General features: G+C 61.1%; 10 protein-coding genes. 5 read left to right on the top strand and 5 right to left on the bottom strand.

The features are described from left to right. Positions 1 to 73 precede the first annotated feature (73 nt). From carB to FHS64_RS01075, 4 genes are all read right to left on the bottom strand, one after another. On the bottom strand, positions 74 to 3,373 hold the full coding sequence (gene carB / locus FHS64_RS01090) for a carbamoyl-phosphate synthase large subunit (RefSeq protein WP_167174424.1): 3,300 nt from the start codon (positions 3,371 to 3,373) through the stop codon (positions 74 to 76). A 12-nt stretch (positions 3,374 to 3,385) separates the two neighbouring features. Beyond that, positions 3,386 to 3,658: a hypothetical protein gene (locus tag FHS64_RS01085; protein ID WP_341771038.1), complete on the bottom strand. Its 273-nt coding sequence runs from the start codon at positions 3,656 to 3,658 to the stop codon at positions 3,386 to 3,388. A 317-nt stretch (positions 3,659 to 3,975) separates the two neighbouring features. Further along, positions 3,976 to 7,320, bottom strand: a complete 3,345-nt coding sequence (locus FHS64_RS01080) for a TonB-dependent receptor domain-containing protein (protein WP_167174409.1) — start codon at positions 7,318 to 7,320, stop codon at positions 3,976 to 3,978. Positions 7,321 to 7,639: 319 nt separating this feature from the next. Then, entirely contained in the window at positions 7,640 to 8,338 is a 699-nt protein-coding gene (locus FHS64_RS01075; protein WP_167174407.1) for an HAD family hydrolase, read from the bottom strand. Between the two features lie 122 nt (positions 8,339 to 8,460). On the opposite strand from FHS64_RS01075, the gene FHS64_RS01070 reads away from it, so the two are divergent. From FHS64_RS01070 to FHS64_RS01050, 5 genes are all read left to right on the top strand, one after another. Beyond that, on the top strand, positions 8,461 to 9,777 hold the full coding sequence (locus FHS64_RS01070; RefSeq protein WP_167174405.1) for an amino acid permease: 1,317 nt from the start codon (positions 8,461 to 8,463) through the stop codon (positions 9,775 to 9,777). An 89-nt stretch (positions 9,778 to 9,866) separates the two neighbouring features. Next, entirely contained in the window at positions 9,867 to 11,027 is a 1,161-nt protein-coding gene (gene carA, locus FHS64_RS01065) for a glutamine-hydrolyzing carbamoyl-phosphate synthase small subunit (protein WP_167174403.1), read from the top strand. After that, positions 11,028 to 12,005 carry a hypothetical protein gene (locus tag FHS64_RS01060; protein WP_167174395.1) on the top strand — a complete coding sequence of 326 codons (978 nt, stop codon included), beginning with the start codon at positions 11,028 to 11,030 and terminating at the stop codon, positions 12,003 to 12,005. 101 nt (positions 12,006 to 12,106) lie between these two features. Beyond that, positions 12,107 to 12,886 (top strand): enoyl-CoA hydratase-related protein, encoded by a 780-nt coding sequence (locus FHS64_RS01055; RefSeq protein WP_167174393.1) that lies wholly within the window; start codon positions 12,107 to 12,109, stop codon positions 12,884 to 12,886. Positions 12,887 to 12,890: 4 nt separating this feature from the next. Further along, entirely contained in the window at positions 12,891 to 13,613 is a 723-nt protein-coding gene (locus tag FHS64_RS01050; protein WP_167174390.1) for an SDR family NAD(P)-dependent oxidoreductase, read from the top strand. A gap of 6 nt (positions 13,614 to 13,619) precedes the next feature. Here FHS64_RS01050 and FHS64_RS01045 read toward each other — a convergent pair whose 3' ends face one another. Beyond that, positions 13,620 to 14,663: a CaiB/BaiF CoA transferase family protein gene (locus tag FHS64_RS01045; RefSeq protein WP_167174387.1), complete on the bottom strand. Its 1,044-nt coding sequence runs from the start codon at positions 14,661 to 14,663 to the stop codon at positions 13,620 to 13,622. Positions 14,664 to 14,719 lie beyond the last annotated feature (56 nt).

Below are 14,719 nucleotides of genomic sequence, written 5' to 3'. Positions count from 1 at the left end.
CGCGTGGCGAGCGATAGGGGTCTTAACTCATAAAGAAAAACCCCCGATGGCGAGGCCATCGGGGGTTTTGTCTTTAGTTATAACTCTGGATGGGTCGGACATCCATTTCGCCGTTGCGGATGGCCTTGATGGCCTTGGCGGCGGCGATGGCACCGTAGGCGGTGGTGTAATAGGGCAGTTTCAACATCAGCGCGGTGCGGCGGATGGCGAAGCTGTCGGCCAGAGCCTGTTTGCCTTCGGTGGTGTTGAAGACCAGCTGGATCTCGCCGTTCTTCATCGCGTCGACGATGTTCGGGCGGCCTTCCAGAACCTTCTTGACCAGACCCACTTCGAGGCCTTGTTCGGTCAGATAGGCGTGGGTGCCGCCGGTCGAGACGACCTTGAAGCCTTGATCCAGAAGCGTTTTGACGGCCTCGACGATGAAGGGCTTGTCGGCGTCCTTCACGGATACGAAGGCGGTGCCTTCGGTCGGCAGGATGGTGCCGCCGCCGGTCTGGGCCTTGGCAAAGGCACGGCCGAAGGCTTCGGTCAGATCGGCTTCGCCGTCACGCTTCCAGTCCAGACCCATGACTTCACCCGTCGAACGCATTTCCGGGCCGAGGATGGTGTCGACACCGGCAAAGCGCGCGAACGGGAAGACGGCTTCCTTGACGGCGATGTGGTCCAGTTCCTTGTCGACCAGACCGAAGGAGGCGAGCTTCTCACCGGCCATGACCTTGGCGGCGATGGCGGCAATCGGCTGGCCGATGGTCTTGGCGACGAACGGAGCGGTACGCGAGGCGCGCGGGTTCACTTCGAGCACGAAGATGCGCGGGTTGTCGCTGTGCGGTTCTTCGATGGCGAACTGCACGTTCATCAGGCCGCGCACCTTGAGGGCCTTGGCCATCTCGGTGGTCTGGCGCTTAAGCTCGGTGACGATGGCCGGAGACAAAGAGTGCGGCGGCATGGAGCATGCCGAGTCGCCCGAGTGGACGCCCGCTTCTTCGATGTGTTCCAGAACACCGGCGACGAAGACGGTTTCATCGTCGCACAGGGCGTCGACATCGACCTCGGTGGCGCGGTTCAGATAGTGGTCGATCAGGACGGGATCGTCGCCCGAGACGCGCATGGCCTCGCCGACATAACGGTCCAGACCTTCGCGGTCGTGCACGATCATCATGCCACGGCCACCCAGAACATAGGACGGGCGCAGGACGATCGGATAACCGACTTCCTCGGCCTTGATCGCGGCTTCCTCGGCCGAGCGGGCCAGAGCGTTCGGCGGCTGTTGCAGGCCGATGGCTTGCAGCATCTGCTGGAAGCGCTCGCGGTCTTCGGCCAGGTCGATCGAGTCAACCGAGGTGCCGAGTACCGGAATATTGTCTTCTTGCAGGGCGTGGGCCAGCTTCAGCGGGGTCTGGCCGCCGAACTGGACGACGACGCCGATCAGGTCACCCTTGGCGCGTTCGACCTCGATCAGCTCCAGAACGTCTTCTTCGGTCAGCGGCTCGAAATACAGACGGTCCGAGGTGTCATAGTCGGTCGAAACCGTCTCGGGGTTGCAGTTGACCATGATGCTCTCGACGCCGATGTCGGCGAAAGCAAAGGCGGCGTGCACGCAGCAATAGTCGAATTCGATGCCCTGACCGATACGGTTCGGGCCACCGCCGAGGATAATGGCCTTCTTGCGGTCCGAGACGTCGGCTTCGCAGTGCGGGACCTGACCCAGAATGCCGGTCTCGTAGGTCGAATACATATAGGCGGTCGCCGAGGCGAACTCGGCGGCGCAGGTGTCGATGCGCTTGAAGACCGGACGCACTTCGAGGGCGCGACGGGCGTGACGGACAGCTTTCTCGGTCGAGCCGGTCAGTTGGGCCAGACGCGCATCGGAGAAGCCCTTGGACTTCAGGCGACGGAACTCGGTGGCGTCAGCGGGCAGGCCCTGAACGCGGATATGGCCTTCGGTACGCACGATGTCGGCGATCTGGCGCAGATACCACGGCTCGTAGAAGCAGGCGGCGTTGACTTCTTCCACGGTCAGGCCGTGGCGGAAGGCCTGGGCGATGACGCGGATACGGTCCGGCGTCGGCTTGCCCAGAGCGCGGATAACGGCAGCCTTGATCGAGGCATCGTCAGATGCGCCCGAAACGCCTTCGATCTCGATCTCGTCAAAGCCGTTCAGGCCGGTTTCCAGACCGCGCAGAGCCTTCTGCATGGATTCCTGGAAGGTACGGCCAATGGCCATGACCTCACCGACCGACTTCATGGCGGTGGTCAGGTGCGGTTCCGAACCCGGATATTTCTCGAAGGCGAAACGCGGGATCTTGGTGACGACATAGTCGATGCTCGGCTCGAACGAGGCGGGCGTGACCTTGGTGATGTCGTTGGTCAGTTCGTCCAGCGTGTATCCGACGGCCAGCTTGGCGGCGATCTTGGCGATCGGGAAGCCGGTGGCCTTGGAGGCCAGAGCCGAGGAGCGCGACACGCGCGGGTTCATCTCGATGACGACCATGCGGCCATCGGCAGGGTTGATCGCCCACTGCACGTTCGAGCCGCCGGTTTCGACGCCGATCTCGCGCAGGACGTTGATCGAGCCGGTACGCATCAGCTGGTATTCTTTGTCGGTCAGCGTCAGGGCCGGTGCGACAGTGATGGAGTCGCCCGTATGAACGCCCATCGGGTCGATGTTCTCGATCGAGCAGATGATGATGCAGTTGTCCGCCTTGTCGCGGACGACTTCCATTTCATACTCTTTCCAGCCGAGTACGGATTCTTCGATCAGAACCTCGGTGGTCGGCGACAGGTCCAGACCACGCTCTACGATCTCGTGGAATTCCTCGACATTATAGGCAATGCCGCCGCCGGTACCGGCCAGAGTGAAGCTTGGGCGGATGATGGCGGGCAGGCCGACAAAGGCCAGCGCATCATCGGCTTCTTCGATGTGGTGGATGGCGCGCGAACGCGGGCTCTCGAGGCCCAGCTTGTCCATGGCGTCGCGGAACTTCTGGCGGTCTTCGGCCTTGTCGATGACGTCGGCCTTGGCACCGATCATCTCGACGCCGTACTTGGCCAGTGCGCCCGAGCTTTCCAGTGCCAGCGCCGTGTTCAGGGCGGTCTGGCCACCCATGGTCGGCAGAAGGGCGTCAGGACGCTCCTTGGCGATGATCTTTTCGACCATTTCCGGCGTGATCGGCTCGATATAGGTGGCGTCGGCCACCTCCGGGTCGGTCATGATGGTGGCCGGGTTCGAGTTCACCAGCACGACGCGATAGCCTTCGGCCTTCAGCGCCTTACAGGCTTGCACACCCGAATAGTCGAACTCACACGCCTGGCCGATAACGATCGGGCCAGCGCCGATGATGAGGATGGACTTAATGTCTGTACGCTTGGGCATCGGCGTGTCTACTCAGCTTGCGACCACGCACTCCCAGCCCTCGTAATCGAGCTGGAAGGCCGCGGCCCAGGATTGCATCATGGCCGACACAGGCGCGAAAGACGCCTCGTCGACCGGCATGGTTGTTTCCAGGACGGTCATATCGCCCTGGCCCCGCGTCAAAAACCCTGCACGGCGTGCGACCTCGCAGAGATCACCGTGCATATCCTCGTCGCCATAGAAATAGAACAACGTATGGCGCGGCGTAATCCCGCTATCGCCTTTTTCAGCGAGAGCGGCGCGCACTATAGCGTCCTTTTCCTCATGGCTCAGGTCGGAATGCAGCGGCTTGGTCTCCACGCACGCGAAAAGACGGACACGAGTGTTGGCTCGCGGCCGATCCGTTTGGGTTGTCGGTTAAGCGGCCCGTTTAGAGAGCGATGCCCCCCTCGGCAAGAGGCTATGTGTGCCTAACAGGGGAAAAGACGACCAATGTCGCCCGCGTGGCCGCAGGCACACAGAAACTGTGGCGGCTTGGTGGCGTAAACTTCAGTGACCAGACAGAAAAAAGGCGGCCCCCCGAAGGGAGCCGCCCGGTAGTCTTTGAACTGTTGTTCGTTCGATTAGAACGGACGGAAGTTCACACCTACGAAGAAGCGACGACCGTACGGGTCGAAGTTCGGGTAGATGGTGGTGCCCAGGATGTCGCGCTGTTCGGCATCGAACAGGTTCACAACACCGGCGCGCACGGTCACGTCTTCACGGACCTTGTAACGAACCGTCAGGTCGTGACGGATGAAGTTACCGGTGTCCAGTTGGTCTTGAGCGCGGCTGTCAGCGTTGTTGATGAAGTCACGGGCATGGATGATGTTCTGGCTGGTCTGCCAGTCAGCGGTCCAGTTGACGTTCCACTTGTCGTTCGGACGCCATGCAACCGACGACGACAGACGAACGCGCGGATATTCCAGACCCGATGCAAGCTCGGTGTAGTCCGAAGCATCTGCCGAGTTCAGGAATTGCTTCTGTTCGATCAGCCACGAGCCGTTCAGACGGAAGTCAAACGCACCCCAGTCCTTGCCGAAGTCTTCGGTGTGCAGCGTGTAGCTGCCGCCGAAGTCCAGGCCACGGGTTTCCAGAGCCGCGTAGTTGAACGAGGTCTGGACGAAGCCGCCGATGGCGTCGCCCTGCGGAGCGCCAACGCCGAACTCGATCTTGTCGTTGTTACGGAAGATTGAGCTACAGGCGTCTGCGTTCAGCTCTTTGCCGCTAACGCAGTTATTGGCAATGCCTTGTGCGGTGACGGCTGCGATGACCTGGTCGATGCGGATTTCATAGTAGTCCAGCGAGACGGTCAGGCCCGGGATGAAGCGCGGCTGCAGAACGGTCGAGAAGGTGAAGGATTCCGACTCTTCCGGACGCAGGTTCGGGTTACCACCCGACACACCGGCGATGCCCGAGGTGTAGGCAGGCGCGAAGTCGTCGTCGGTATTTGCCGTTGCGCCGGCAAAGTCGAACACCAGACCCTGTTCGGCAGCCAGTGCCGTACAGTTCTTGATGCGGTTGCCCTTGATTTCCTGATCGTCAACCTTGGCGATGTTTTGCGTGGCGCACGGGTCAACAAAGTTGTTGGCGAAGGTCTGGCCCAGCGGCGAGAAGTTTTCGTCCAGGTTCGGCACGCGGACCGACGAGTTGAACGAGGTCTTGAAGGTGATGTCCGGGATCGGACGGTAGACCAGGTTCAAACCATAGACATCGACATTGCCCACGGTCGAGTAGTCGGCCCAGCGGTACGAACCGCTCAGCTCGGCATATTCACCCAGCTTGCTGTCGCGGAACAGCGGGATCGAGACTTCACCGAACAGTTCCTTCGATTCGTAGCTGACTTCCGGGAAGTCGGCGCTGCCGTTAAGGAACAGCAGGCGGCCGTTGGCCGACGACGAACGACCGATGGCCGAGGTCGTTTCCTTGCGCCATTCACCGCCGAAGGCGACGCCGATGTTACCGGCACCCCAGAAGTCCCACAGTTCGCTGGACATCGAGCCAACAGCCTGATGCTGGACGTTCTCTTCTTGCACGGTGACGAAGGCGTCAACGTACTGAAGGGCTTCGGCCGACTGGTTACCAGCGCCGAACACGTTCAGCGGGGTGCATTGCGACAGCGATTGGCGACCGTATTCGGTTTCGCGCAGGTCACCGCCGCGTACCGGATCGTACAGGCCAGCGTGGATCACGTTGCCCTTGGCGTCGACTTCGCGCATTGGCACGCCTTGGGCGTTCAGCAGAGAAGCGCGGCAGACGATAGCGCCGGCCTTGCCCATAACGCCGAGGTTGTCGACGATAGCGTCGGCAGCCAGTGCCATGCGCTGGGTGTCAACGGCGCGCTCGATGTTCTCGATCTCGGCCTTACCGTAGGTATAGCCGATGTCCCACGACCACGACTTCATGAAGCCCAGTTGGCCATGATTACCATCGAGGCTGACAACGTAGCGTTGCAACTCGCGCGAGTTCTTTTGCGAGCGTTCCGGACCGAACATCGAGTGACGGGCGATCGGCAGGGCAACAGTGTCGATCACTGCGCCCGGAGCGTCAGCGGTCGGCTTGCTGTAGATGTCGATACGGTTGTTGGCGATTGCGTCCTTGATGTTCTGCGGCAGGAAGGCGTTGTCTTCCCAGCGCAGGTCGAAGGACGAGGTGCCCCAGATCGAGTTGGTTTCGCTACGGCCGTACGAGTCGTTATCTAGGTCGATATCGAAGAAGGTCGGCTGACCGCGCATGAAGGTTTCCTCGGTGATGTATTTGGCCGAGGCATGCAGGGTCACTTCGTCAGTGATGCGGAAGTTGGAGCCGACTTGATAGCGCTGCGACTCCGAAGCCGGGATACGGCTGAAGCCAGCGACTTCACCGAGCGGCATACCGTCGCCACCGATGTTATACGGGCGGCTGATGCCGACGTTGCCGACGCGCTCGCCGAAGTCGGCTTCACGGCCGATGCTGCCGTCATACACGAAGGTTTTGCCCGGGGTGACGCCGTAGCAGTTGGGCGAGTAGGAGAAGTCACCCGACTTGGTGTCGAAGCAGTCCCAGTAGCCAACGTTCGGGTTGGTCAGGTCGCTCGGGCGCTGGGTGTTGGCCAGAGTGGTTTGACCCCAAGGCATGATGTCCAGGCGGTTGACGCCGTAGTACATCTTGCTGTCGAGCAGACCGTCATAGCCGTTGTTGGTCGGGTCTGCGTCGATGCTGCCGCGATACGGGGCGCGACGGATCCAGTCGATGTCCATCGAGTCGACATTGTCGATCTTTTCGTATTCGGCGTGAGCGTAGACGTTCAGGCGGTCGTCAAAGAAGTTCTTGCCGATCAGGCCCGAGACACGACGGGTGGCTTCGCCATTGTCGTTGATCTGGCCGTAGTTGGCGTCGATTTCGAGACCTTCGAAGTCTTTCTTCAGGATGAAGTTCAGCACGCCCGAAACGGCGTCTGCGCCGTAAACCGACGACGCGCCGCCGGTGATGATTTCGACGTTCTGGATCAGCAGACGCGGGATGGCGTCGACGTCGACAGCCAAGCCGCCGCCAACCGAACCGACGTGACGGCGACCGTCTACGAGGGTCAAAGTACGGTTCGAGCCCAGCGAGCGCAGGTTAGCCAGCGACAGGCCGCCGGTGTTCAGCGACGAACCGGTGGTGTCCGACGGAACGGTCGAGTTCGACAGGGCCGGAATGGTCGCCAGATAGTCGATTAGGCTGGTTTGGCCAGTCGACAGGATTTCTTCCTGTGTAACCTGGATCAGTGGCGTCGGGGCGTTAGCCGCGCTGCGACGGATACGCGAACCGGTGACGACGATTTCGCCGAGGTTCGAAGCTTCTTCCTGAACAGCAATGGTTTGCACGTCCTGAGCGACCACGCTGGTGGCGGCAAGGGCGCCGACCAGGAAGGACGAAGCCAGGAGGCGGGAACGAATTAAACGCATTTAGGCGTACCTACAAATAACAACACAAGTCGGACTTGAGTTTGTCATAGTCTTGAGAGGGTCGTGGCAGGTCAAGCTAAACCGTTATTAAAGATGTCTACAATTGGGCCATCGTCTCGATATTGTTGCTATCTTGTAACATAATTGGGCGTGCCAATTATTGGCATTTTTTATGAGTATTGTTGTTATATGTATATTTGAATATCGACGGTATAAAGAACATAGTTACTTATATCGTCGATATCTAATAGGCGTGCTTAGTTTTCTCCTGTACCGTATCTTTGACAGGAATCCCTTGGTTAGCGCTGCTTTTGATGGGTCAGACGTCGATATGGCCTAGCCAGTCATCAAGCTCGTCGATGCGGCTGAGGCTGACATAGCGGGGGTGGCCTTCGGGGGCGTCGGCCAGTTCGTGGGCCCAGGTGATGTGGTAGGGGATGTGGACGCCCCATGCGCCGGCCTCGATGGCGGGCAGGACGTCGGACTTCATCGAATTGCCGACCATGACGGCTTCAGAGGGGCCGGTCCCGTGGCGGGTGAAGACGCGCTCATAGGTGGCGCGGTCCTTTTCCGACACAATCTCGACGCCCGAGAAATGCTCGCCCAGACCCGAGGCGGCCAGCTTGCGTTCCTGATCCAGCAGGTCGCCCTTGGTGACGAGGATCAGGCGGTAGTCATTGGCCAGACGGGCCACGGTTTCCTCGACGCCCGGCAGGGGCTCGACCGGATGGTTCAGCATTTCGCGACCGGCCGCCAGAATCTCGCGGATGATATGGGGCGGGGCGGCACCGTCGCACAGTTCCATGGCGGTTTCGATCATCGACAGGGTGAAGCCCTTAACGCCATAGCCATAGAGGCGCAGATTGCGGCGCTCGATAATGGCGAGGCGATCCATCAGTACCGGCTCTTCGGCATGGTCGGCCAGAAGATCGGCAAAGCGCTTCTGGCTGAGGCGGAAGATGGTTTCGTTGTGCCAAAGGGTGTCGTCTGCATCGAGACCGATAGTGGTGATGGGCATATCTTTGGCTCTCACTGAGGTTGCGGGAAGCGGGCTTAATACATGGCAGATGGTGTCGACAACTGGTCTATGTGCGCGGGCGGGTAGCGACGAAGGCGTAATTTATCGCTATGGCGGTTCGCATGAGCCAGATCGACATCATTTCCACAGATAACCGCCGCCTCGGATGGGGCGTGGCCGCACTGGTTGTGGCGGGCAATATGATCGGGTCGGGAGTCTATCTCCTGCCGGTGACATTGGCCCCGACGGGCAGTTCCAGTCTGATCGGCTGGATCATCTGTGGCATTGGTGCGGTGACGCTGGCCCTGGTGTTTGGCGGTCTGGGGCGGTTGATGCCGACGGCGGACGGTCTGTCGGATTTTGCCGCACAGGGGCTGGGCCGTTTTCTGGGTTATCAGGCGGGCCTGTTTTACTGGGGCGCGTGTCTGGTCGGCAATGTGGCCGTGGCGGTGGCCGCCATCGGTTATCTGGCCTTCTTCTTTCCGGTCCTGAAAGAGCCTCTGTGGGGGGCGTTGGCCAATCTGGCCCTGTTGTGGATGACGACGGGCATCTATGCGCTGGGCACACGTTCGGCAGCGCGTTTCGGGGCGGTCAGTCTGGCCGTGGGTCTGGTGCCGATCGTGCTGGCGATTATCGCCGGTGCCATTGCCTTTGACGGCAAGACCTTTGTGGATAGCTGGAGCCCGCAAAACCTGCCCCTGTGGCAGTCGGTTCCGGCATCTCTGGCCATTATCTTCTGGGCGTTTCTGGGGGTTGAAAGCGCGGCGGTGCTGTCGTCGCGGGTCAAAGACCCTGCGCGTGATGTCGGCCGTGCTTCGGTCGCAGGCGTTCTGCTGGCCTTTGCAGTCTATGTGGCGGCCTGTGTGGCGGTATTCGGCGTTATTCCGGCAGGGGTGCTGGCAGAATCAACCAGCCCGTTTGCCGATCTGGTGGCGCGCGTGATGGGGGCCTCGGTGGCCGGTCTGGTGGCGGCCTGTGCGGTGATCAAGACGACAGGCACGATTGTCGGCTGGACCATGACCGGTGGCGAGACGGCGCGGGCGGCGGCGGAACAGGGCTGGCTGCCGCGTGTGTTCGGCGGCAAGGAGACGGGTCGCACACCTTTGAGCAACCCGCTGGCCATGGGCGTGATCATGAGCGCCCTGTTGCTGGTCAGTGTACAGCCCAGCCTAGGCAAACAGTTTGAAATGCTGATCGGGGTGACGTCTGTACTGACGCTTTGTCTTTATGCCGTCTGTTCGCTGTCTTTGTTGCGTCGGGCAAAGGGTGCGGGTTACAGGGTATTGGGCGTATTCGGGCTGGTATTCTCGGCCTTTGCCGTGGTTGCGGCGGCGGGCGGCTATATTGTCCCCAGCGTGCTATTCTTTGCGGTAACGACTGTAGCCTGGTTCTGGGTTCGCCATCGTACGGCCACTTCGGTAGCAAACAATGCGGGATAAGACATAAGGCGGGTTGACCGGGACCTGTATAGTTCTTAGTGACCCCGCCGTTTACCTGCTATTTCCCATTGCTTTAGGAGCCCTGCGCCATGACGTCCAAGATTTTGACCGGTGCAACGGGTGTTCTGGTGCTTGCGGACGGCACAGTCCTGTCGGGACTGGGTGCCGGTGCTACGGGTTCGGCCCTTGGCGAGGTGGTCTTCAACACCGCCATGACCGGCTATCAGGAAATCCTGACCGACCCTTCGTATATGAGCCAGATCCTGGCCTTCACCTTCCCGCACGTCGGCAATGTCGGCGTGAACAGCGAAGATGTGGAGCAGGTGGCCGATGTGGCAGGCAAGGCGGCTGTGGGCGCGGTGTTCCGCGACCTGCCGACCGATCCGGCCAACTGGCGCTCGGGCGGTGATTTCGATGCGTGGCTGAAGTCGCGCAACACGGTGGCGCTGGCCGGTGTGGATACCCGCGCCCTGACGCAACTGATCCGTGACAAGGGCGCGCCGCATGCGGTCATCGCCCACGATCCGGAAGGCAATTTCGATCTGGACGCTCTGGTGGCCAAGGCCAAGGCCTGGACCGGTCTGGTAGGTCTGGACCTCGCCAAGGAAGCCACCACCCTGCAAGCCTTTGAATGGGACGAGGGCGTGTGGGAATGGCCGGCCGGCTATCCCAAGGTGGAAGCGACCGACAAGCATGTCGTGGTTATCGACTATGGCGTGAAGCGCAACATCCTGCGCGCACTGGCCTCGACCGGCTGCAAGATCACCGTGGTTCCGGCCGATACGAAGGCCGAGGACGTGCTGGCTCGCAATCCGGACGGTATCGTCCTGTCGAACGGTCCGGGCGATCCGGCGGCGACCGGCGTCTATGCGGTGCCGGAGATTCAAAAACTGGTCGCCAGCGGCAAGCCGATCATGGGCATTTGTCTGGGCCACCAGATGCTGGCCATTGCTCTGGGTGCCAAGACCATCAAGATGGATCAGGGCCACCACGGCGCGAACCATCCGGTCAAGGACCTGACGACCGGCAAGGTCGAGATCGTCTCCATGAACCACGGCTTTGCGGTGGATCAGGCCAGCCTGCCGGACGGTGTGGTGGAAACCCATGTCAGCCTGTTTGACGGCACCAACTGCGGCATTGCGCTGACGGGCAAGCCTGTGTTCTCTGTACAGCATCACCCGGAAGCATCTCCGGGACCGACGGACAGCCTCTATCTGTTCGGTCGTTTTGCAGACTCTATGCGAGGCTAAATGGCGTCTTCAGCGGTTAAGTCGGTCTATCTGGATTGGCTATCCGCTGCGCTGGCGAAGGTGAGGGGGGCATCCTCGACTATCGCGGCGAGTCATCAGGATCTGGTTCTGGGCTATGCGACCGGCTATGACGCCGCAGACGTCGCCATCTTTGTCCGTTCCCTGCGTTCTCATTATAGCGGCCCTGTCGCCATTGTGGTGGACGGGGATGCAGACCTGCGGGCCTTTCTGGCCGAGTATGATGTCGAGGCACTGGATGCGCCCTGTACGCCGGATATGGCGTCGGGCAAGTCCTGGGCACCCCATCCGGTTGTGTCGCGGTTTGCGGGCTTTGACCTGCTGTTGAGCGAGCGTCCGTGGGTGCGAAATGCGCTGCTGACGGATGTGCGAGATGTGGTGTTTCAGGGCGATCCGTTCGCGCCTGAAGTGACGGGTCTCGAATTCTTTGCCGAATGCGATGCGCCGCTGAAATCGCATGATTTCAACATGAAGTATTTGCGGGCGGTGGCGGGCGATTGCTTTGCCGATTCTGTGGCGGACAGGGCCTGTATCTGTGTTGGGACCATTCTGGGATCGCGCGAGGCTCTATCGCGATTCTGCCGTTTGATCCTGATGCTGGGGGCCATTCCGCGCTCAAGGATCGGGGGCGCGTTCGGGACCGATCAGGCCTCGTGCAATCTGGCGGTGCATCTGGGGCTGATCGATGGTCAGGTCTTTGCCAACCACAGCCGCGTGGCGACACTGGGCATGGTGCCAGCCGAGAAACTGTCTCTGGTGGAAGGCCTGATTTGTAATCCTGACGGTTCGGTCAGTCCGATTGTGCATCAGTATGATCGTCACCCCGAACTGATGACAGCCATGTGGGCAAGATGGGCATCGGACATGCAGCGGCGCGAACGCTGCCGTCCTCGCACGCTGGGCGGCCGTCTGGACCGGATGCGCCAGTCGGTTATGCGCCGCACGGTTGAGCTGCGCTAATTTAATTAGCTGAACAATTATATTGACGTTGCGGGCCTGCCTGTGCGGCAATGACGTCAGGAATGACGGCATGATGTGCTGCGTGTGTGAGGGTTTAGCCTGTGGCTTTGATCGATCTTGAATGGCGTGGGGATGTCGCCATTGTGTGGCTGAATGATCCGCAGACCCTGAATGCGGTCTCCATCGCCATGATGGAAGAACTAGGCGCTGTTCTGGATCAGGTGGAGACCAAGGCACGGGCCATGATCCTGACGGGCGCGGGCAAGGGGTTTTGCTCTGGGGCCAATCTGGCCTGTGGCGGTCTGGAAGGCATAGGCACGGCAGACTATGACGCCGGTTCGGGGCTGGAAAATCCGATCAATCCGCTGATCAAGCGCCTGACGGGTTTGTCGGTGCCTTGGATCGCGGCGGTGAATGGGGCCGCAGCCGGTATCGGGGCCAGTTTTGCTCTGATGGCCGACATGGTTGTAGCGTCCGAGAAAGCTTATTTCATGCAGGCCTTTGCCAAGGTGGGGCTGGTACCGGATGGTGGCTCGACGCATTTGCTGGTGCGCACCATTGGCCGCGTGCGGGCTATGGAAATGATGCTGCTGGCGGGCAAGCTTCCGGCGGCCAAGGCGCTGGAATGGGGGCTGGTCAACCGCGTGGTGGCTGGTGATGCCCTGATGGACGAGGCCGTCGCACTGGCCAGCCAGTTGAGCGTCGGCGCGGCCAGCCTTGGCGAGATCCGCAAACTGGCCTGGATGGCGGTGAATGGCAGCTTTGAGGACAGTCTTCAGGCCGAGCGCGAGGTGCAGTTCCGTGTCGGCCAGACCAAGGATCATGTCGAGGGTGTGATGGCTTTCCTCGAGAAGCGTCCGGCTAGATTTAAGGGAGCCTGAGCCGATGAGCGTCAGCTTTGACTATAGCGGCAAGGTGGTGCTGGTGACCGGCGGCACACAGGGGATCGGTCTGGGTGTGGCCGAGGGTTTTGCCCGTGCGGGGGCCACAGTCCACATCACCGGCACGCGGGCTTCGGCCGCGGACTATGACGGCGACCTGTCGGGCTTTGTCTATCACCGCGTGCGGATGGATGACGAGGCCGAGCGGGCGGCGCTGGTGGCGGCGGTTGGGGCGCTGGATGTGCTGGTCAATAATGCCGGTGGCATGCGCGAGGACGAATATACGATCGAGGGCTTCCGCGCCCTGATTGATCTGAACCTGAATGCGGTGGCGGACCTGTGTTTCCGGTTCCACGATGCGTTGTCGGCAACGAAGGGCGCGATTGTGAATGTGGCCTCGGTCAGTGCACTGGTGACGCTGAAGGATACGCCAGCCTATACGGCGTCCAAATCGGGCCTGATGGGGCTGACGCGGGCCTTGGCGGACCAGTGGGCGAAGGACGGTATCCGAGTGAATGCTGTTTCGCCCGGCTTTATCGCTACCAAGCTGATTGCCGGTGTGGCCGAGGACGAAGAGCGTCGCAAGAAGACCGAGCGGGCCATTCCGGCACGGCGGCTGGGGCAGCCTGAAGATGTGGCACAGGTGGCCATGTTCCTCGCGGCACCCGAGGCGGCCTATATCGTCGGTCAGGGCATTGTGACCGATGGCGGTCTTACACTGCGATAGGCCCGCTCAGGTCTTGGGCGGGACTGGCTGGGGACACGGCGTGCCTGAATAGCGCGGGGCGGGTGCGGGTTGGTCCACGCCATCTACGTTGATGAAGGTGTTGCGGTCGCGGTTGTGGGGCGCAGTCAGGGCCTCGCCCATGCTCAGGACAGGGGTGACGCAGGCATCGAGGCCGTCGAATATAGCGGCCCATGCGTCGCGTGTGCGCGTTTTAATGCGGGCGGCCAGTGCGGCCTTTTGGGCGGGCCAGTTCTGGATGTCCATCTGGATGGCAAACAGCGGATCATCCGACAGGCCCATACCGTGCAGCATCATCGCATAGAACTGCGGCTCGATGGCCCCGACGGCGATGTGTTTGCCGTCAGAGGTTTCATAGACATCGTAGAAGGGGGCGGCGGTGTCGAGGATATTGCTGCCGCGTTCGTCCTGCCAGAAGCCGCTGGCGCGAAATCCCCACATCATGGCTGTCAGCAGGGCTGAGCCATCGGTCATGGCACAGTCGATGACCTGACCGGCCACACCGTTTTTGACAGCCAGAAGCGCGCTGACCATGCCGAAGGCCAGCATCATGCCGCCGCCGCCGAAATCGCCAACCAGATTGAGCGGGGGAACAGGGGCTTCGCCCTTGCGGCCGATCATGTGCAGGGCACCCGAGGCGGCGATATAGTTGATGTCGTGGCCAGCACGGGCGGCATAGAAGCCGTCCTGCCCCCAGCCCGTCATGCGCCCGTAAACCAGTTGCGGATTGTCTGCCAACAGCACATCGGGGCCAAGACCGAGGCGCTCCATCACACCGGGGCGAAAGCCTTCGATCAGGCCGTCTGCGGTTTTGACGAGTTCACGCAGGGCAGCTTGGCCTTCGGGTGATTTCAGATCGAGAAAGCGGACGGTACGCGAACGCAGGAGCGGATCGCGGCTTTCGATATGGGCCCCCGGCCTGTCAATGCGGATCACCTCAGCCCCATGGTCGGCCAGCATCATGGCAGCGAACGGGGCGGGGCCGAGCCCTGCGATCTCGATGATGCGGATACCGGAAAGAGGGCCGTTCATGGAAAGCTCCGTGCAGGCTTGAGGGGCGAAGCTGCGTTTGTCGTCCAGAGATAGCA

The organism is Brevundimonas terrae (assembly GCF_011761985.1).
Lineage (GTDB): Bacteria > Pseudomonadota > Alphaproteobacteria > Caulobacterales > Caulobacteraceae > Brevundimonas > Brevundimonas terrae.
The sequence above is the reverse complement of the archived record's forward strand: the minus strand, read 5'-3'. Positions and strand labels throughout refer to the sequence as shown.